19 protein-coding genes are annotated in these 19,275 nt (G+C 64.8%); 9 read left to right on the top strand and 10 right to left on the bottom strand.

What is annotated here, in order from left to right:
- Nucleotides 1–82: 82 nt before the first annotated feature.
- The 3 genes from R2834_00825 to R2834_00835 form a co-directional block, all read right to left on the bottom strand.
- Complete coding sequence (locus R2834_00825) at nucleotides 83–631, bottom strand: NUDIX hydrolase (GenBank protein MEZ4698843.1); 549 nt, start codon at nucleotides 629–631, stop codon at nucleotides 83–85.
- On the bottom strand, nucleotides 628–1,371 hold the full coding sequence (locus tag R2834_00830) for an RsmE family RNA methyltransferase (protein ID MEZ4698844.1): 744 nt from the start codon (nucleotides 1,369–1,371) through the stop codon (nucleotides 628–630). The genes R2834_00825 and R2834_00830 overlap by 4 nt, the downstream gene beginning before the upstream one ends.
- 63 nt (nucleotides 1,372–1,434) lie before the next feature.
- Entirely contained in the window at nucleotides 1,435–3,195 is a 1,761-nt protein-coding gene (locus R2834_00835) for a POTRA domain-containing protein (GenBank protein MEZ4698845.1), read from the bottom strand.
- A gap of 61 nt (nucleotides 3,196–3,256) precedes the next feature.
- Between R2834_00835 and R2834_00840 the strand changes: the two genes are divergently transcribed.
- The 4 genes from R2834_00840 to R2834_00855 all read left to right on the top strand — a co-directional run bounded on the left by R2834_00840 (nucleotide 3,257) and on the right by R2834_00855 (nucleotide 7,841).
- Nucleotides 3,257–3,700 carry a hypothetical protein gene (locus R2834_00840; protein MEZ4698846.1) on the top strand — a complete coding sequence of 148 codons (444 nt, stop codon included), beginning with the start codon at nucleotides 3,257–3,259 and terminating at the stop codon, nucleotides 3,698–3,700.
- A 33-nt stretch (nucleotides 3,701–3,733) separates the two neighbouring features.
- Complete coding sequence (gene mutY / locus R2834_00845) at nucleotides 3,734–4,816, top strand: A/G-specific adenine glycosylase (GenBank protein MEZ4698847.1); 1,083 nt, start codon at nucleotides 3,734–3,736, stop codon at nucleotides 4,814–4,816.
- A gap of 81 nt (nucleotides 4,817–4,897) precedes the next feature.
- Nucleotides 4,898–7,186, top strand: a complete 2,289-nt coding sequence (locus R2834_00850) for a S8 family serine peptidase (GenBank protein MEZ4698848.1) — start codon at nucleotides 4,898–4,900, stop codon at nucleotides 7,184–7,186.
- 103 nt (nucleotides 7,187–7,289) lie between these two features.
- A complete protein-coding gene (locus R2834_00855; protein ID MEZ4698849.1) occupies nucleotides 7,290–7,841 on the top strand; it encodes a hypothetical protein in 552 nt (183 codons plus the stop codon).
- 123 nt (nucleotides 7,842–7,964) lie between these two features.
- On the opposite strand, the gene R2834_00860 is transcribed toward R2834_00855, so the two are convergent.
- Nucleotides 7,965–8,429 carry a hypothetical protein gene (locus R2834_00860; GenBank protein MEZ4698850.1) on the bottom strand — a complete coding sequence of 155 codons (465 nt, stop codon included), beginning with the start codon at nucleotides 8,427–8,429 and terminating at the stop codon, nucleotides 7,965–7,967.
- Between the two features lie 117 nt (nucleotides 8,430–8,546).
- Nucleotides 8,547–8,990, bottom strand: a complete 444-nt coding sequence (locus tag R2834_00865; protein MEZ4698851.1) for a DUF2085 domain-containing protein — start codon at nucleotides 8,988–8,990, stop codon at nucleotides 8,547–8,549.
- A gap of 423 nt (nucleotides 8,991–9,413) precedes the next feature.
- Here R2834_00865 and groES point away from each other — a divergent pair, with 423 nt between their 5' ends.
- Both groES and groL read left to right on the top strand, forming a co-directional pair.
- Nucleotides 9,414–9,701: a co-chaperone GroES gene (gene groES / locus R2834_00870; protein MEZ4698852.1), complete on the top strand. Its 288-nt coding sequence runs from the start codon at nucleotides 9,414–9,416 to the stop codon at nucleotides 9,699–9,701.
- Nucleotides 9,702–9,766: 65 nt separating this feature from the next.
- Complete coding sequence (groL, locus tag R2834_00875; GenBank protein MEZ4698853.1) at nucleotides 9,767–11,407, top strand: chaperonin GroEL; 1,641 nt, start codon at nucleotides 9,767–9,769, stop codon at nucleotides 11,405–11,407.
- A 125-nt stretch (nucleotides 11,408–11,532) separates the two neighbouring features.
- Here the strand turns inward: groL and R2834_00880 are convergent, their stop codons facing one another.
- Entirely contained in the window at nucleotides 11,533–11,970 is a 438-nt protein-coding gene (locus tag R2834_00880) for a hotdog fold thioesterase (GenBank protein MEZ4698854.1), read from the bottom strand.
- Nucleotides 11,971–12,268: 298 nt separating this feature from the next.
- On the opposite strand from R2834_00880, the gene R2834_00885 reads away from it, so the two are divergent.
- The gene (locus R2834_00885; protein MEZ4698855.1) at nucleotides 12,269–13,666 is read left to right on the top strand and encodes an arylsulfatase; all 1,398 of its coding nucleotides are present in this window, start codon (nucleotides 12,269–12,271) and stop codon (nucleotides 13,664–13,666) included.
- A 69-nt stretch (nucleotides 13,667–13,735) separates the two neighbouring features.
- On the opposite strand, the gene R2834_00890 is transcribed toward R2834_00885, so the two are convergent.
- Nucleotides 13,736–14,140 (bottom strand): DUF4332 domain-containing protein, encoded by a 405-nt coding sequence (locus R2834_00890; GenBank protein ID MEZ4698856.1) that lies wholly within the window; start codon nucleotides 14,138–14,140, stop codon nucleotides 13,736–13,738.
- A 401-nt stretch (nucleotides 14,141–14,541) separates the two neighbouring features.
- Here R2834_00890 and mscL point away from each other — a divergent pair, with 401 nt between their 5' ends.
- Complete coding sequence (gene mscL, locus R2834_00895; GenBank protein MEZ4698857.1) at nucleotides 14,542–14,973, top strand: large-conductance mechanosensitive channel protein MscL; 432 nt, start codon at nucleotides 14,542–14,544, stop codon at nucleotides 14,971–14,973.
- A gap of 152 nt (nucleotides 14,974–15,125) precedes the next feature.
- On the opposite strand, the gene R2834_00900 is transcribed toward mscL, so the two are convergent.
- From R2834_00900 to R2834_00910, 3 genes are all read right to left on the bottom strand, one after another.
- A complete protein-coding gene (locus R2834_00900) occupies nucleotides 15,126–15,698 on the bottom strand; it encodes a hypothetical protein (protein ID MEZ4698858.1) in 573 nt (190 codons plus the stop codon).
- Nucleotides 15,698–16,789, bottom strand: a complete 1,092-nt coding sequence (locus tag R2834_00905; protein MEZ4698859.1) for an OmpA family protein — start codon at nucleotides 16,787–16,789, stop codon at nucleotides 15,698–15,700. Before R2834_00905 ends, R2834_00900 begins: the two co-directional genes overlap by 1 nt.
- Before the next feature lie 67 nt (nucleotides 16,790–16,856).
- Entirely contained in the window at nucleotides 16,857–17,579 is a 723-nt protein-coding gene (locus R2834_00910) for a porin family protein (GenBank protein ID MEZ4698860.1), read from the bottom strand.
- A gap of 194 nt (nucleotides 17,580–17,773) precedes the next feature.
- Here R2834_00910 and glpK point away from each other — a divergent pair, with 194 nt between their 5' ends.
- Nucleotides 17,774–19,267: a glycerol kinase GlpK gene (gene glpK, locus R2834_00915; protein ID MEZ4698861.1), complete on the top strand. Its 1,494-nt coding sequence runs from the start codon at nucleotides 17,774–17,776 to the stop codon at nucleotides 19,265–19,267.
- Nucleotides 19,268–19,275 lie beyond the last annotated feature (8 nt).

The following is a 19,275-nucleotide window of genomic DNA, read 5'->3' on the forward strand; positions in this document are numbered from 1 at the left end:
TTTCAGAATGCCCTTTAAACGCAATGGGCTTGATAAGATCCTGCCCTGAAGGCGGAAAGTGCGGCGGCCGGCGCCGCCGTGATCAGCTCGTTCCTGCCAGGCTATCTGCAGCCAGACGCAGGGCGAGCGCGGTTTTCATGTCGGTGATGGCGCCGTCGGTCACGCGCTGGAGCGCATCCCGCAGCGGAAGATACACCACGTCCAGGAATTCGTCATGGTCCGGCGTGGCGATGCCTTCGCGCAGCGACCGGGCGAGGAAGAAATAGATGCATTCGTTGCTGAACCCGATCGCCGGATGGAAGGCGCCGAGCGGCACCAGTTCATCGCAGGTCCATCCGGTCTCTTCAGCCAGCTCGCGGAGCGCGGCGCGCTCCGGCCGGTCTTCAGGACCGTCCAGCTTGCCGGCCGGCACCTCCAGAAACTCCCGATCCAGCGCATAGCGGAACTGGCGCACGAGGATGACGCGTCCGTCCGGCAGGACGGGCACCACGGCGGAAGCGCCCGGATGCACGATCCGTTCACGGACGCCCTCGCTGCCATCGGGCAGCCGAACGACATCCCGATACACATCCAGCAGGAGGCCGCTGAACACGGATTTGGAGGAAAGGCGTTCTTCCCGCAGGTCCTTCATCGGGCGGCCCCATCTTTTTGTTGATAATGCAGCATGACGCCGGCACAGGCGGCGATGGCGGCCGTCTCGGCCCGCAGGCGTCGTTCGCCCAGGGATACGGGTACGGCGCCGACCCCAACGGCGCGCGCGACTTCCTCGTCGCTGAATCCGCCCTCCGGCCCCACGAGCAGGGTTAACGCAGCCGGCATCCCGGCCCGGTCGATCGCATCGAGCAGCCCGGATGCGGTGCGGTCCGCCCCCTCGTGACAGATCAACACCAGCTCGTCGGGCACGGCCGCGAGCACCGCGTCGAAGCCGGCCGGCTCGTGCATGGTGACGCACCGCGAGCGGAGGCACTGCTTCATCGCGGCCTGGAGGATGAGTTCGACGCGATGCAGCCGCATCGACTGCTTCTCGGTGCGGGAGGTCGTCATGGGATACACATCCGACACGCCCAGCTCGGTCGCCTTCTCCAAAAACTGCTCGAAGCGTTTCTCCTGCTTGAGCAGGGCCATCCCCACCCGCATCCGGAAGGCCGGCTCGCCAACGTCGCGCCGGCGCTCGACGATCCGGCCCACGGCCTGGCGGGCATCGATGGCATCCAGGCGGACCCGATACCAGCCGCCCTCGCCGTCGACGACGCAGAGCTCATCGCCGGCGCGATGCCGCAATACCCTAAACGCATGCACCGCCTCATCCGCGTCCAGCACGAGCCGATCGCCCTGGACCCGATCCGGCGGCGTATAGAAGTAGGTCGTCATCGGAGATACCTATCGATTTCGGCGCCAGGATACTGGTCCGCCGCTCCGGAAGCAAGCCGGCCGTCAGAGCCCAACGGAGATGCCGACATGCACTTTCGCCTCGGTGGGCGCATCGTCCGGACTCAGCGCGAAACTGGTGTTGATCAGCCCCACGGACGTTCCGAACTGGAAGCCGAACCCGTACCCCGGGTAGACGTCGCGCTGACGCGCCGACGTGGCGGTGGCCGGCCGATCCACATAACCGAGATCAAAAAACAGGTACGCGTAAGAGTCGCGCTCGAACTGGTATCGGTACTCGGCGAAGCTCCGCTGCACGAATTGTCCCCGGAAGCGATCCTCCTCGTACCCGCGCAGGCTGGCGGCCCCGCCAAAACGCAACAGGTCGCTTTCATCCAGTACTTTTCCAATAACGGCATTCGCTTCTCCCCCCAGCACAAAAACCTGTCGGGCCAGCGTCGGCACATACAGCCGCGCCTGCATCGCAAGCCGCTCCTGGCGGACCAGCGCCGTGACGCTGGTCGTATCCGCCACCCCGAGGGAGGAAAAAGCCACGCGCTCCTTGTTTCCCCGTTCGAAGCGCGTCTCCGCCGCGAGCCCGCGGCGCGGATTGGTCAGGCGATCGACCCGGCGATACCGCACCGTCGCGCCGGCGAAGACGGCGTCGGAGCGCGCGATACGCTGCTGCCCGCCCACCAGCTGCGCTCCCGCAAAACCCGGACGCGTCACTTCGCGACTCACGGTAAGCAGCACATCCAGGCCGGGGGCCACCCGGTAGCCCATCGCGCCGAGGTACCGCTGGGTGGCGTAGGTGGAGTCCTGCTGCAGCCCGAGGAACGTCATTTCGAGCTGGAGAGGCCATCCGGCTACGTAGGGATCCCGAAACGAGGCTTCGAGCCGGCTGATCTGGCCCGGGAGCCGATTCAAGTGCAGCGCCATCACGCGGCCGCCGCCGAACAGGTTGCGGAGTTCGAGATGTCCGTTTCCAACCAGCCCCTGCGAGCGGGCGCTCCCCGCCGGGGGTTGATACCCGAGCACGAGATCGAACACACCCGGCGACGCCTCTTCCACCACCATGCGCAGCGCGATCGCGCCGGAAGGCAGGCGATACAGCACCGGCCGCTCCACGCGGGCAAAGAAGCCCGTCTCCTCCAGCCGCAGACGCACCTCGTCGAGGTCGCGCGCCAGCACGTCGCCGGCGCGCAGCCCGGTCAGCCGCTCCACATACGCGCGCCGCGTCCGTGCCGCGCCGACGAGTTCGACGGCGGCCACCGTCACCGGCTCGCCCTCGTCTACCTGCAGCTCGACGATCAGACCGTCTTGCGCCGTGGCGCCCAGTTCGATGCGCGCTACGGACACGGCCGCCAGCCCGTAGCCGCGTTCCGTATAGGCAACCAGCAACGCGTCGATGTCCGATTCGAGCGTCTCGGCGTTCAGTGTACGACCCGGACGCGTTTTCATCAGGGCGCGGAGCGTTTCGGCCGTCATCACGCGGGCGCCTGAAATCCGAACCTCCGCGATGCGCGGCGCCGGCCCCGGATGGGCATAAACCACGACGACCGGCGCGGCGCCCGGAAAGGCGCGAATCGAATCCACCCGCGCCTGATAATGCCCGTCGCGCTGCAGGGCGTCGATCACCGCGCCGGCGACGAGCGCGAGGCTGTCGGGGTGCCAGCCGGGCGCCGGCTTCAGCGCGCGCTGGGCGCGGCCGTCGTTGACAAACCAGCGAACCGCCTCGCCGCCGGCCTGGGCCGCCGCATCGTACCCGCCGACCGACATCCCCAGCGCCAGACAGGCAAACAGACACACCCATTTTTTCGACGGCAACCTGGTGGGTTTCCCGCCGGAATTTGCATATCTTTGCATAAATCTCGTTCGCAACAAGACTATGCCCATATCTCGTGTGATGCTGTCCGCTTTCGCTACCCTGATCCTCGGGGCGGCGCTCGTACTGACGGGCTTCCAGCGCCCGTCGGCCGGCGATCCGGTCGTGACGATCCCGCAGGTGGATATCGTGGAGCAAACGAATGCGGCTACCCTCCGTTCCTCCCTCGACGGGCTCCCGCTGGAACGTCGCGAGGTGCCGGCCGAATCCCTGTCGTTCGTCGTCGCTTCGGGTGAAGTGCTCATCTTCAATCTGCCGACCTCTTTCGGTGCGCAGGAGATCGACACGTATCGGCTCAAACGCGCGCCGGCGCTCAGCTGGCTGGTGGAGCGCTCCTACTTCTGGCGCACGCTCGCCAAGGATGTCGGCGAGCATACGATCGTTTTTGAAGGCCTCGCCGGCGGACGCGTCGCGGAGGAGGTCTACGTCCTCGTGGATGTCCGCTGACGCGCGGCAGCCCTCTCGCTTCTCTCTTTTTATATGACCGACGCCGTACCCGAGCGCGACCTCCCTCTGTTTCGGGATGCGCTGCTTGCCTGGTACGATCGGGTGGCGCGTACGATGCCGTGGCGTGCATCGAACGATCCCTACCGCATCTGGCTCTCGGAGATCATGCTCCAGCAGACGCGCGTCGATCAGGCCCTCCCCTATTACGAACGCTTCGTCGCCGCTTTTCCGGATCTGCCGGCGCTGGCCGGGGCCGATCTGGATGCGGTGCTGCTCAACTGGGAGGGGCTCGGGTACTACTCGCGCGCTCGCAACCTGCACGCCGCGGCCCGCGCGATGGTCGACCGGCACGGCGGGACCGTGCCCGACTCCTACGAAGCGATCCGGGCGCTGCCGGGCATCGGTCCGTACACGGCAGCGGCGGTGCTGTCCATCGCCTACGGGCGCCCCCATGCCGTGCTCGACGGCAACGTGATCCGCGTGCTCACCCGCCTGTTCAGCATCGACGACGACGTGGCCGGCGCGCGGACGAAACGCCGGCTTCAGGAGGAGGCCGATCGGCTGATCGATCCGTCGCGGCCCGGCGACTTCAACCAGGCGATGATGGAGCTCGGCGCGACGTGCTGCACGCCGCGCTCGCCCGACTGTCCCCGTTGCCCCGTCGCCGCGTTTTGCTCGGCGCGTGCGGCGGATCGACAGGCATTCTTTCCGGTCAAGACGAAAAAAGCGCCCGTCCCGCATGTCCACCATGCCGTCGGCATCATCCGGAACGAGGCCGGCGAATATTTAATCTACCAGCGTCCGGAGGACGTCATGCTGGGCGGACTGTGGACGTTTCCCGGCGGCCGCCAGGAGCCGGCGGAGTCCATCGAGGCCGCCTGCGCGCGCGCCCTGGCCGATTCCTTTTCCATCCAGACCCTCGTGGCGCCACCGACGCATACGCTCTCCCACGCGTATTCGCACTTCAAAATCACGCTCCACGCCTGCGTCTGCCAGGAAGCCCGGATCGGCGACGACCTCGCGGGGCGCAGGCTGCGCTGGGCAGCGCCCGACGCCGCCGAGGGCCTCGCCTTCGACCGGGCCAGTCGGCGCCTTTTCGAGGCCATCGCGACATAACAGGAGGCGCCGGCCCCGCTTTTGCATTTCCCGCGGCGACTGCATTTCCGTGCCCTTTCTGCACCTCCTGCACGCATCGCCATGGGATCGATTCGCCGCTGGCTGGCGCCGGCTGTCGCGCTTTTCGTTTGCATCCAGAAACCGGCCTCGGCGCAAGAGGCCGCATCGCGGCTCGACACAGAGACGTTACGCCGGTTCGAGTGGGCGCGACATACCGCGCGCCCGGACGTGTTTCGCCTGGCCGACTCCACCGTGGCCCTGGTCGGGCTCGACGACGACCGCCCCGTGTATTTCGGCATCGCGAACGAGGATGCCGCGATGGCCATCGGAGCCCGCGACGTGGCGCCGGAGGGATCCCTCGGGATCGCCCTGAGCGGCGCCGGCGTGACGGTGGGTCTGTGGGACGACGGGCCGGCGTGGGGCGGTCACCAGGAGCTGTATGGCCGCATCCTCGATCTCGACGGCGGCTACCCGTCCAACCATGCCACGCACGTGGCCGGCACCATCGCCGCCCGGGGCGTCGACCCGCTGGCGCGCGGCATGGCGCCCGACGCGGGGCTTCGATCCCACGACTGGCTGCTCCACGGCTCGGAGCTGCTCGATGACGCGCACGAGGGGCTGCTCATCTCGAACCACTCGTACAGCCGGATCGCAGGCTGGAATCTCATGCGGGAGTCGGAAAGCAGCACCGTCTGGTACTGGTTCGGCGACGCGGCCGTAAGCGAGGTCGAGGACTACACCTTCGGCTACTACGATCGCGATGCCTCCCTCTTCGATGCCGTGACCTATACCTACCCCTACCTCCTTCCGGTCGTCGCCGCGGGCAACGATCGGGACGACACGGGGCCAGCTGCCGGCAGGTACCGGGCGCTCGATCCCTCGAACCGGTGGACGGACTACGACGCCACGCAGCGACCCATAGGCCCCGACGGCGACGCGGAGGGATACGATACGATATCCAGCTTCGCCCTGGCAAAAAACGTACTGACCGTGGGCGCGATGCCGGCTGTCAGAGACGCCGCGCAGCCCAGCTATTTCAGCAGCTTCGGCCCCACCGACGACGGCCGCATCAAGCCGGATCTGGTGGCGCCCGGGGAAGCGCTGTATTCATCCATCGCGGCCGGGCCGGCGGCCTACAGCCGGTCGTCCGGCACCTCCATGGCCGCGCCGACCGTTACAGGCAGTCTCGCGCTGCTCCAGCAGCTGGCCATCGAAACGCGCGGAGCGCCCCTGCGGGCGGCCACGCTCAAAGGACTCGTCCTCCACACCGCCCGCGACATGGGGCAGCCGGGGCCGGATTATGCCACGGGATGGGGGGCGCTCGATGTCCGTGAAGCCGCGCGGGTCGTGCTGGATGCGCGACGCGACGCGCTGGCGCTGGGAGAACGCACGCTATCCAACCGGCAGCCCGATGTATTCGACCTCCGGGTGGATGTCGCCGGCCCTCTGCGGATCACGGCATCCTGGACAGACCGGCCGGGCGAACCGATCGCGGCATCCGGGGCGGGCCGGCTCGACAACCGCACGCCTCAGCTGCGGACAGACCTCGACATTCGCCTGACGCACCTGGCTTCCGGAATCGAATATGCCCCGTTCGTGCTCGACCCGGAGCATCCGGGCGAGCCGGCGTCGACCGGGGATAACCGCGTCGATCCGATCGAACAGATCGCGCTTCCCGAGGCCGCTCCCGGTGCGTACCGACTGACCGTGCGCGCCAAGCCGGGATCAGCCGAAACGGAGGCGTTCGCCTATTCCCTCCTCGTTTCCGGATTGCGCGTCGACGAGGCGCCGGTGGTGCTGCGCGAGGCCGGCGCAGAACGCAGCGATGGCGTCGTGCGCATCCGCTGGTCGGTTCAGCAGGAGCGTCTCGACGGGGCGTACGTCGTGGAACGCGCCGGGCTGGATAAAGGGGACCCCTTCGATGCGCCGCAATCGGCCGTATACCAATCCGTTGCCCGAATCCCGGCGACGGCCGGCGACGGCGTGTATGCCGTGGTCGACCCCGGGGCGACCGCGGGAGCGTACCGGTACCGCGTGTTCTTCGATCAACCGCGCGCGAACATGCATTTTCCGGTCGCCGAACTGAACGTGGAGGTTCCCACCCCGGAACGGCTCGCGGTGCACGCGGTGTTTCCGAATCCGATACGGGGCACGTCGACCGTCGTATACGACGTGCCGCATGCGCAGCACATCGTGGTAGACCTCGTCGATATGCTCGGGCGGAGCGCGGGGACCCTGCTCGACGGGTGGGTGGAGGCCGGCAAACATACCGCGACGCTGGATGGCGAGACGCTGGCGGCCGGCGTGTACGTCCTGCGCGTCGTCGGCGAGGCGGGCAGCAGCGCGAAAACGATCACCCGGCTTCCGTGACGTTGGAGATGGTGGGCCGGGACGCCTATATTGAGGTCGGGATGGTCATCCTCGCGGCACTGTGCTCCGGCCGCGTTCGCGCCGTTTGCTAACCTCAACGATCATGTCGGAACTCGTAGTCTGGGTCATTTTCTTTGTGCTGTACCTGATTTTCCAGGTGCTGGGCAACAAAAAAAGGCCAAAGAACAAGTCGCTTCCGCCCCTGCCGGGCGATGCGCCCGGGACCGAGCCCCGTGAACGACCCGCCACGCTGGCGGAAGCCCTGCGCGAAATCCAGGAGGCGCTTCAGAATCCACAGCGCGTACCGGAGACGCCGCCGCCTGCGCCGGAACCGGTGCAGCGCCTGCCACCCAGACCTGCCGCACCCAAACCCACGCCCGAATTCCACAATCTGGAAGCCCAGTTCCAACGCGAGATGCGTGTGGAACGCGAGGGAATCCCCGCGCGCAGACCGACGCCCTCCATAACGACTCCGACGCTGAAACCGGTCGCCCGGCCGGCCCAGAAGAACGATGGGCTTCAAGTCGAAAAGACGCGGGCCGACCTGCTGAGCGCCGACATCAAGGACGATCTGAAGGATCCGGAGAAGCTGAAACGGGCCTGGCTGCTCAAGGAAATTCTCGACGAGCCGGCCTTCAAGCGCTTCCGTGCGTAGGGGGCCGCCCACCGTTGGTGGGCGGCGTGGAAGGTTCAGGGTTCAAGGTTTAACGTGTACCGTTCAAGGATCGGGTCCTGCCCGCCTTGAACTTCGAACCTCAAACCTCGAACCATCCCTCCGCTACTCGTTCGGGAACGCGCCGCCTTTCTTGAACGCCGATGCGCCGATCGCCCCGCCGGCGGTCCCGAGGACGGCGCCGACGATCATTCCCACGAACAGAATGCCGACATAAAACATCGGGTTATCTACCAGCCCCATGATCACGTCGAGCTGTTCGGGAGGCATCTGTCCGGATTCCTCGAGTTGCCGGAACGCCTCCTCCATCGTCGGGGTGAGGCCGAGTTTGGACGAGATGAACCCGAGGATCGAGCTGACGATGGACGCGATCAGTCCCGTCAGGGCCCCCATGCCGGCGCCCGTTCCTCCGGCGATCGTGAGTTCGTTTGTATTCGTGTAATGCCAGGTGGACATCACGCCGGCGCCGATATAGGCCAGACAGCAGAGACACCCCCCTACGACCGGAATATTCGCCATGAGTGTCACGAGCACACCCGAAGCGACTCCGCTCAGGAGGATGGATTGCATCTTGTTCGACATGCCTTTCTGTTTGTTCTTATGACCGGATGGGTAGCGGATCGCGCAGGGCGCGACGCGTCTGAAGATAGGCGCTACGTACAGAAAGATGAAACGGATGCGAAAGGATCACGCGGCCGCCAGCGGCGGCGCGTCCATCCGGCCGAGTTGATCGAGCGCGCGGGCCAGTAGAAGGCCGGCGGCGATGCCGAAGAGCAGGCCGGTCGTGGTGCGGCTGAAAGGGGTGTTCTCCCAGATCGACAGAAACCCGAGGCCCCAGTCAATGCCCAGCGGCAGGATACCCGCGGCCAGCAGAACCAGGGCGCGACGCTCGATCCGATCGGCGGCGTGACGCAGCGCCGGCCAGAGACACAGGGCCAGCGCCAGGCCGGCGTAGACGCCGAGGCACCGGTGGCAGACGGCCAACGACACGCCGTGGACATGAAACGTGCGATCCGGCAACTGGTGGCAGACCGAAGAAAACGCCCACAGGACAATCTGTCGCCAGCCCGGTGGGAGAAAGGGCGGAGCCACGATCAGAACGGGTACCAGAAAGACACCGGCCCACAGCACGTGGCGTGCTATACGATTTGGCATCATGCTTGAACGTACCATGGCCCGGTCAACTGTTCATGTATTCTGGCAGATTTTGCGTGACATCCTGACAGCGTCAGGCGCTCTGTCTGACACAGGCGATTCCGCTTTGTCAGGGTGTCAGGCTCGGTCCGGTTGCGGGCGTCTGGAACATGGGGTATAGGGTCGGGTTTATCTGGCCCGCTTCGCTCCACTTCCATACGAACGGGCCGGCGTCCTGTTCTGGGCCTTTCGCTATGGCGAAGCGCACGCGTGGCATTGACCGCATTCCCCTTGTTCTTTTTTCAAGAGCTTGACGTGCATCCACCTGCTGGCACTCACCAGAGGAGAGTGCTAACAAGCGGTGCGTCATCTTTATCGCTAATCAAACAACCAACAACCATCATACTGGAGGATAACCAAATGGCAAGCATCAAACCGCTTGGCGATCGCGTTGTTGTCCGCCCCGAGCCCGCCGAAGAGAAAACCTCGAGCGGACTCTACATTCCTGACGCTGCGAAGGAAAAGCCCCAGCGGGGCACCATCGTCGCTGTAGGACCGGGGCGCGTCGAGAACGGCACCAAGATCGACATGACCGTCAAGAAGGCCGACATCGTGCTGTACGGCAAATACGCCGGCACCGAAATCACGATCGGCGGCGAAGAGCTGCTGATCATGCGCGAGTCGGACATCCTCGGCATCGTCGACTGATCCTGTCGCATCGGCCCCATCGGGGCTGTTTCGACCTATTGTACGTTTAGACACCAGACACAACCATGGCAAAACAAATCATTTTCGACTCGGAGGCCCGCAGCGCTCTCAAGCGTGGTGTGGACACCCTGGCCGATGCCGTTAAGGTCACGCTCGGCCCGAAGGGACGTAACGTGATCATTGAAAAGAAATTCGGTTCGCCGACCGTCACCAAGGACGGCGTCACGGTGGCCAAGGAAATCGAACTCGAGAACAAACTCGAGAACGTGGGCGCCCAGATGGTCAAGGAAGTAGCTTCCAAGACCAGCGACGTCGCCGGCGACGGCACCACCACGGCTACCGTGCTCGCGCAGGCGATCATGGGCGCCGGCCTGAAGAACGTCACCGCCGGGGCCAACCCGATGGACCTCAAGCGAGGCATCGACAAGGCTGTCATCACGATCGTCGAAGAACTGCGCAAGCAGAGCCGCGAGATCGAGGACAAGACGGAGATCGCGCAGGTTGCCACCATCTCGGCCAACAACGACTCCGACATCGGCAGCCTGATCGCCGATGCCTTTGAGAAAGTGGGCAAGGACGGCGTCATCACCGTCGAGGAAGCGCGCGGCACCGAAACCACGCTCGAAGTGGTTGAAGGCATGCAGTTCGACCGCGGCTACCTGTCGGCCTACTTCGTGACCAACGCCGACAGCATGGAAGTCGTCCTCGAGGACCCCTACATCCTGATCCACGACAAGAAGATCAGCTCGATGAAGGACCTCCTCCCCGTCCTCGAGAAGATCGCGCAGATGGGCCGTCCGCTGCTCGTCATCGCGGAAGACGTCGAAGGCGAAGCGCTCGCTACGCTCGTCGTCAACAAGCTCCGCGGCACGCTCCGCGTTGCGGCCGTGAAGGCGCCGGGCTTCGGCGATCGCCGCAAGGCCATGCTCGAAGATATCGCCGTCATCTCCGGCGGTTCGGTCATCTCCGAAGAGAAGGGCTACAAGCTCGAAAGCGCCACGCTGGACTCGCTGGGCGTTGCCAAGCGGGTTGTGATCGACAAGGACAACACGACGATCGTCGATGGCGCCGGCGAAGCCGAGCAGATCAAGGCGCGCGTCAACCAGATCAAGCAGCAGATCGAAGTCACGACCAGCGACTACGATCGCGAGAAGCTCCAGGAGCGCCTCGCCAAGCTGTCGGGCGGCGTTGCCGTGCTGAAGATCGGTGCCGCTACCGAGCCTGAAATGAAGGAAAAGAAGGCTCGCGTGGAAGATGCGCTGCACGCTACGCGCGCGGCCATCGAGGAAGGCATCGTTCCGGGCGGCGGCGTGGCGTACCTGCGCGCCCTCCCCGCGCTCGACAAGGTCGAGACGGAGAACGAAGACCAGACGATCGGTGTCGCGATCATCCGCCGCGCGGTCGAAGAGCCGCTGCGTCAGATTGCGGCCAACGCCGGCCAGGAAGGTTCGATCATCGTGCAGAAGGTGAAGGAAGGCAAAGCCGACTTCGGCTACAACGCCCGCACCGAGACCTACGGCAACATGATCAAGGAAGGCGTTATCGACCCGACCAAGGTCACGCGCTCGGCGCTCGAAAACGCGGCATCCGTGGCAGGCCTGCTCCTGACGACGGAAGCGGTCGTGGCCGACAAGCCGGAACGCGAGAAAGCCCCTGCCGGCGCCCCGGGCGGCGACATGGGCGGCATGGGCGGCATGGACTTCTAGACCCGATCGCCCGGCGATCGGGCCGTTCCGGGTACCGGTTTCAGGTTCGAGGATCTGAACACGCGCCGGAACGATGTCCGGACCGTTACCAGGCGGCGGAGCTTCGGCTCTGCCGCCTTTTTTTGTTAGCCGCGGTCGATGACGGCCAGCGTCAGCCGGCTGACGCATACGAGTCGGCCGGCCTCGTCGCGGATTTCGATATTCCAGACCTGCGTCCGTTTGCCGAGATGAAGCGGGCGCGCCGTGCCGGCGACGATCCCGTCGCGCACGCTCCGGATGTGATTGGCGTTGATCTCCAGGCCGACGCAGACCTGCCGTTCCCAATCGACGCACAGCGTGCCGGCCAGGCTGCCGACCGTTTCAGCGAGGACGACCGAGGCCCCGCCATGCAGGACGCCATGCGGCGTGTGGGTCCGATGATCGACCGGCATGGTCGCCACGAGATAGTCGTCGCCGACCTCCGTGCATACAATATCATGGTAACCGGGCATGGCGCCGTGTCCCAGCGCGTTGACCGCGTCGAGATCGACCGGCTTGTGCCAGATGGGTGCGGGATTGGGCATGGTGGGATGAGGGTGTGATGTTGGGGGGATGGGGGATGGGGGATGCTGGGTACGGGATTCGGGATTCGGGATGCAGGATGCAAGATGCAGGATGCTGGGATGCGGGATCACCGAGCAAGGCCAGGGTTTTTACATAAAACCCCTGCATCCTGCATCCTGCATCCTCTCTCCAACATCCCCCTCTCCAACACCCCGCATCCTATCAGAGCGCCCGAGAGCGACCTTCAATGAGGGTGTATCTCATGATGCGTTTCGTATCTTCGGGCTCGACCATCTACTCGCCATTGTGAAGAGCCCCATGAAACGTTTTTTTGTTCTTTTATGCAGCGCGCTTTGCCTCGCCGGCTGCGCACCGCGCACCGCGCCGACAACCGCCCCTCCGAACATCATCTTCATCCTGGTGGACGACCTGGGATACGGTGATCTGGGCGTATACGGGCAGCGGCGCATCCGCACACCGAACATCGACCGGATGGCCGGAGAGGGGATGCGGTTCACCCAGTTCTACGCCGGCTCCACCGTATGCGCCCCATCCCGCAGCGTGCTGATGACGGGCAAGCATCTGGGGCACAATGATATCCGCGGAAATCTGGAAGTGCAACCCATGGGGCAGACGCCGTTGCCCGGCTACAACGTGACCGTCGCCGAAATGCTGAGGCAGGCCGGCTATTCCACGGCCCTGATCGGCAAGTGGGGACTCGGCAGCGTTGGGTCGGAAGGCCACCCGAACCGGCAGGGTTTCGATTATTTCTTTGGCTATCTGGGCCAGCGGCACGCGCACAACTACTATCCGGAATTCCTGTTCAGGAACGAGGATCGGGTGCCGCTCGACGGCAACCGCATCCCGGAGCCGAAGCGGCCTGACGGATCGGGCCAGGCTGCCGAGAAGGTCACGTACAGCCACGACCTGCTCGCGAAGGAAGCGCTCGACTACATCGATCAGCACAAGGACGGACCCTTCTTCCTGTATCTCGCGCTCACCATCCCGCACGCCAACAATGAAGCGGGCAAGGAGGGCATGGAGGTGCCCGATCTGGGCGTTTACGAGGGCGAGTCCTGGCCGGCGCCGCAAAAAGGCCTCGCCGCCATGATTTCCCGGATGGACAGCGACATCGGCCGGCTCATGGCGCGGCTGCGGCAGAACGGCATCGACAACCGCACGCTCGTCATCTTCACCTCGGACAACGGTCCGCATGCCGAAGGCGGCAACGACCCCGCGTTTTTCGATTCCAACGGTCCGCTGCGGGGCATCAAACGCGATCTCTACGAGGGCGGCATCCGCGTGCCGATGATCGCACGCTGGCCGGGGAAGATCATGTCCGGCACCGTATCCGATCACATCGGGTATTTCGGCGACGTGATCACGACATTCGCCGATCTGTCCGGCGCCATGCCGCCGGACTCGCTGGACAGCATCAGTTTCGTTCCCACGCTGCTCGGGACAGGCGTACAGGCCGAGCATCCTTATCTCTACTGGGAGTTTTTCGAGCAGGGGCCGCGACAGGCGGTCCGGTCCGGCCCGTGGAAAGCCCTGCGCGAACCCATGTTCACCGGGCCGGTCGAGCTGTACAATCTCGATGCCGACCCGGGGGAAACAACCGACCTGGCCGCGGCGCAGCCGGAACGGGTGGCGCAGCTGACGGCGATGATGGACGAGGCGCATGTGGACCACCCGCTCTGGCAGCCCAGGCCCTGACCGGACAAAACAGAACGGCCCGTACACGATGGCATGTACGGGCCGTTTTAAAACAGAGCGGGCGGGCGATCAGTAGTTGACCGCGCGGGGAAGACCTTTGGCCTGCTTGCACCAATCCGTCACAGCCGCCAGCGTCGGCAGCTGCCGGACGAGCTTTTTGGCTGCGTTCACTTCCACCATCTTCGCATGAAGATTTTCGGGCTTGCGTGTGCCGAGTTCGACGACCGTATCGACACCCGCCGCTTCCAGCAGCTCCGAATACTCGCCGCCGATGCCCTTGATGCGCATGAGGTCGGAGTGATTGACGAAGCGCAGGACGCGCTTGTCGTCGATACCGCTCTTCGCGGCGATCTCCTTGCGACCCGCCGGCGTGCTCCCTTTTTTGAGCAGCGCCTCGACGGAGCCCACGCCGGCTTTCTTCATTTTTTCAGCCAGCGTGTCGCCGATACCTTCAATGGTTGTCAATTTTGCCATAAATGCCTCCTATGCAATGTTGCACTCGATGTTGCAGAGATTCTCGGATCGGCTGTTGCTTGAACTATATCTCTTGACGAGCCTGCCCGGTATGGGCGCAATTCGTTCTACGGTTGCGGATCCACTCGATACGGGGGAATAGCAACGATACAGCAGCCATTGTATGGGTCGCGCGCAAAAGTAAGTACTATTTGCGTGTGCATCAATCCCCTGTAGCGCTTCCAGGCCACCGGTGGCGAATAAACACCCGGCTGGAGCACCCTCGCCGCCCCTGCGCCGTCGCCATCCCGCCCATCCGTCGCTCCGCATTCCGTTTTTTGTTTTTTAACACGCCCATCCTATTTTTGCCGGCATATGGACCCACCACTGTCCACCTTTTTTCTCACTCACTCACCAAAGCAATGCTCAAAGAGTTTAAAGAGTTTGCTGTCAAGGGCAATGTCGTCGACATGGCCGTCGGTATCATTATCGGCGCTGCGTTCGGCACGATCGTCCAGTCTCTCGTCAACGATGTCATCATGCCGCCCATCGGCCTGGCACTCGGTAACGTGGACTTCTCGAATCTATTCCTCGTAATCAAAGAAGGGGCGACTGCGGGTCCGTACGCCTCGCTGGAGATTGCGAAGGAAGCCGGGGCGGTCAGCATCAACTACGGCGCGTTCATCAACACCGTCGTGAGCTTTCTGATCGTCGCGTTCTGCGTTTTCCTCCTCGTCAAATCGGTCAACAACTTCAAGAAGAAGGAAGAAGCGGCACCTGCGGCGCCGCCGGCTCCTTCGGCTGAAGAAAAGCTGCTTGGCGAAATCCGCGACCTGCTGCGGGCGCGCGCCTGAGCGACACCGCTATGGTTTGATGTAAAAAAGGCCTTCTCGGTATTCGAGAAGGCCTTTTTTTCTACTGGGTTTATCTACTGACCTGCGACCGACGCCGTCCCCTGCAATGTACGCACGGCATACGTCCACTGAGCGACGCCCCCGGGCGGGCTTCAGATCGACTCGCCGTATTTCTCCTGGTGGAGCCGGCGCGCGCTTTCCGTCCAGCCGTCGCGCTGGATGCGTCCCGGGAAATAGTTCAGGTGCTCGCCCACGCGTTCCATCTCGATCTCGGAAAGCTGCGCGATCTGGCGATAGGTGGTGATCTCGATTTCGGCGAGGCGGCGTTCGATGTACGGCCCGATGCCAAAGATCTTCTTCAAGTCATCCCGCTCCTGCACGACGGGCATCTGCTTGCTCGCGGCGCTCGACGGCTTGCGCATCACGGGTTCTTCCACCGGCGCGTGGGTCGACTGCAGCCGGGCCTCGGCGAGCGCCAGGCTTTGCTGGCATGCCTCCAGATCGCGCTGGGCCTTGAGCAGGGCGTCGTTGAGGACGGTGCTGCCGCCGGCGATCCCGTCGGTCGAGACGGCAGGGCGCACGGGGCGTTCGTATTTCACCTCTTTCATGGCCAGCTCCTGATAGGCATCGCCGCGGATGATGCCTCTCAGATACCAGCCGAGCACAATGCCCGCCACGAGTGACAGGGCGATCCAGAACAGGATCTGGCCGAACAAATAAACCATTAGGAGCCTCCCTTTAAGCTGAATTCTACACGCCGATTTTTGATGCGTCCTTCCTGGGTGGTGTTGGTGGCGACGGGGCGGGTCGGACCATAGCCGATGGCCGTCAGCCGCGCCGGCGCGATCCCCTGCGAGATCAGGTAGTCGCGAACGGCATCCGCCCGGCTCTGGCTGAGGGCATTGTTCATGGCCACCGAGCCCAGGATGTCCGTATGGCCCTGGACCTCGATGTGCACGTCCTCGGCTTCGCCCAGGACGGCGGCCACGCGGTTGAGCAACTCTTTGGACGCCGGCACCAGTTCGGCGGTGTTGATCAGGAATTGCACCCGGTGGCCGGCGAGCACGGCCTCGAGCCGTTGCCGCATCTGAATCACCGAAGCCGAAGCCGGCGCCGCGCCGGCATCGAGCACCCGCAGGTTGGTCTGGAGCGGCAGCACTTCGGCGAGGGCCGCGCGAGCGTCCTGCAGCACGACCGTTTCCTGCAGCGTCGTGGGCACGTCGCCGCGGAGTTCGACGGCGGTGGCGCTGACCCGCAGCGCGGGACGCAGCACCGCGCTGATGGATGGCAACATGGACAGCACGCCGTCGACCCAGGGTCCGGCCGTGCCGGCGTCGAGCACGGTTGCGTCCGTCACCGTGTGCCCTGGAAACGAGGATCGCGCCGCCTGCAGGAAACGGTCACGCGTTTCCGCATCGGGCAGGCGGCCCGTGAGCAGCAACTGCTGGTTGGCGGAGGAGGCCAACATGAAAATCATCTCCGCATCCGGGATACGCGAGGGAGGCATGGCGTTCGCCGCAGCCTCTTCGGATAGCGTGACTTCGAGGTTATTCTGCACGACGCGCACCGGGTATACCCCGACGAGCCCTTCCACACGCAGCTTTTCTTCCTCGGACGAAACCGGTCCTTCCAGCGTGGCGTCGCGCCCGGCGAACGAGACCTGCGCGATGGCGATGCCGGCGCGTCCCTGCTCGAGCCGCTGCCGGGTGCGGCGCAGGAGATCGGCCTCGATGTGCTCGGTTCGGAACGTGAGCGTCAGAAACTGAAGCAGGGCTAATGTAACCAGCGTGATGAGTATGGCCTTGCCGACTTGCATGTCAGAACGAGTAAAGGTACAAGAGGACGGTTCCGTGTCCGGGGGTGTTAATGTATCGCATAAACGGTCATTCCCGCAACGAATACAACAGTTCGAAGGCCCACTCGCGGTTCTGCCAGTCCGAGACCAGCACCGGCTGATCGGCGTTCTTTTTCGCCGAGGTCAGTCCGCCGCAGTACGTCAGAACGGCCCGGGCGCGTCCGCCGAGCCGGACGCCGGCGCCGGCGCGCAGCGCCACGCCCAAGCGATTGAGCTGTTCGGCCACCGCGTCGTCGCGCCGGGACCGCGCGGAAGCGGGTGTGTCCGTGCGCGATTCCTTGCGGGCGGCGACGAGCAGGCTGGCCTCCGGGCCGGCGGTCAGGAAGAGCGGTGAATCGCCGAGATCGAGCCGGAGCCAGAGCGGGATGGACACGTAGTGCTGCTTGATCGTGAAGGTGCCGGAAAAGGTCTGCATGGATTCGCTTACCTCGAACGTCCAGGCGATCCGCCCGGCCTGGCGGTTGTACCGCAGCCCGCCGCCGAGGTGGAGCCGCCTGCCCAGCGGCCCCTCGATGCGCGACAGCGGCGCCTCGCCAAAGACGAGCAGGGTGGGAAAAACGAGCCCTTCATCCGACCACTGCGGCAGCGGCGCATCGAGCACCAGCTGCTGGTAGGATGCGCCGGCGCCGACACCCCAGCGAAACGGCTGGGCCGGCAGTACCCGCGCGGGCGCGAGGACGGCGATGAGCAGCAACAGGCCGGCGAACCGGCGAATGGACGTACGGGACACGATCAGGGGTTGAGAAGGCATGGATCCGGCATCGATGTGCGAACGCACGTAGGGCTATTCATCCCGAAAAAGCGCGGTTGCCGAAGTTTTTTCGCAGAAATGCGCGGCAACGGACGAGTAGCATGTCTTGGGAATGGATTCTATCTTGGCGTGCCGCGCCGCGAAGCGTGACGCGCGGCTACCATACGCCCCACCGCTCACCCGGTTTACAACGCATGAAATATATTCTCGCGCTCGATCAGGGCACCACCAGTTCTCGCGCCATTCTCTTCGGGCACGACGGCAAAATCCACGGCGTGGCGCAGCAGGAATTCGAGCAGCACTTCCCCCGCCCCGGCTGGGTCGAACACGATCCGATGGAGATCTGGTCGTCCCAGCTCGCCGTCGCCCGGGACGTGCTCCGCAAAAACGGACTTACCGCGGCGGACATCGCCGGCATCGGCATCACCAACCAGCGCGAAACGACCGTCGTCTGGAATCGGGAAACCGGGAAGCCGGTGTTCAACGCCATCGTCTGGCAGGATCGGCGGACCGCCGGCTTTTGCGACGACCTGCGCAAGGCGGGCCACGTGGATCGCTTCCGGTCGCGCACCGGCCTCGTGCTCGACGCCTACTTCTCCGGCACCAAGGTCAACTGGATCCTGGACAACGTACCCGGCGCCCGCGAAATGGCGAACGCCGGCTCGCTCGCGTTCGGGACGATCGACAGCTGGCTGATCTGGAATCTTACCGGCGGCCGCCGCCACGTGACCGACGTCACCAACGCCTCGCGCACGCTGATGTATGACATCCGGGCCGGCGTGTGGGACGACGAGCTGCTGCGCCTCCTGGACGTACCCCATGCGCTGCTGCCGGAAGTGTGCTCGTCGAGCGAGGTGTACGGCGAGACCGTCGCCGACCTCTTCGGCGCCCCCATCCCCATCGCGGGCATCGCCGGCGACCAGCAGGCCGCGCTGTTCGGCCAGATGTGCACGGAGCAGGGCATGGTGAAAAACACCTACGGCACAGGCTGCTTCATGCTGATGAACACCGGCACGGAAGCCGTCGATTCGAAAAACAACCTGCTGACCACCGTCGCATGGAAGATCGGCGACCGCACGGAATACGCGCTGGAAGGCAGCATCTTCATCGCCGGCGCCGTGGTGCAGTGGTTACGCGATGGCCTCGGGCTCTTCTCGTCGTCGGCCGAGGTGGAAGCGCTTGCAGCGCAGGTGGAGGACAACGGCGGCGTCTACCTCGTGCCGGCCTTTGCCGGCCTGGGCGCGCCGCACTGGGACCCCTACGCCCGCGGAACGATCACCGGCCTGACGCGAGGCAGCACGGCGTCGCATATCGCGCGCGCCGCGCTGGAAGGGATCGCCTACCAGGTGGGCGACGTGCTGTCCGCCATGGAGGCCGACTCCGGTCTGCGCCTCGCCGAACTCCGCGCCGACGGCGGTGCGGCCGCCAACGACATGCTGATGCAGTTCCAGGCGGATATCCTCGGCGTACCGGTCGTCCGCCCCACAGTGCTGGAGACCACGGCGCTAGGCGCCGCCTATCTCGCCGGCCTGGCGGTCGGCTACTGGGAAAGCGAAGCCGCGATCGCCGGTCAATGGCAGGTCGATCGCCGATTCACCCCCTCCATGCCGGCCGACCGTGTCGACCTGCTCAAACGCGGCTGGCAAAAAGCGCTGGACCGATCCAAAAACTGGGAAGCCCCCTCCTAACCCTCCCC

It is taken from the genome of Rhodothermales bacterium, from assembly GCA_041391505.1.
Lineage (GTDB): Bacteria > Bacteroidota > Rhodothermia > Rhodothermales > JAHQVL01 > JAWKNW01.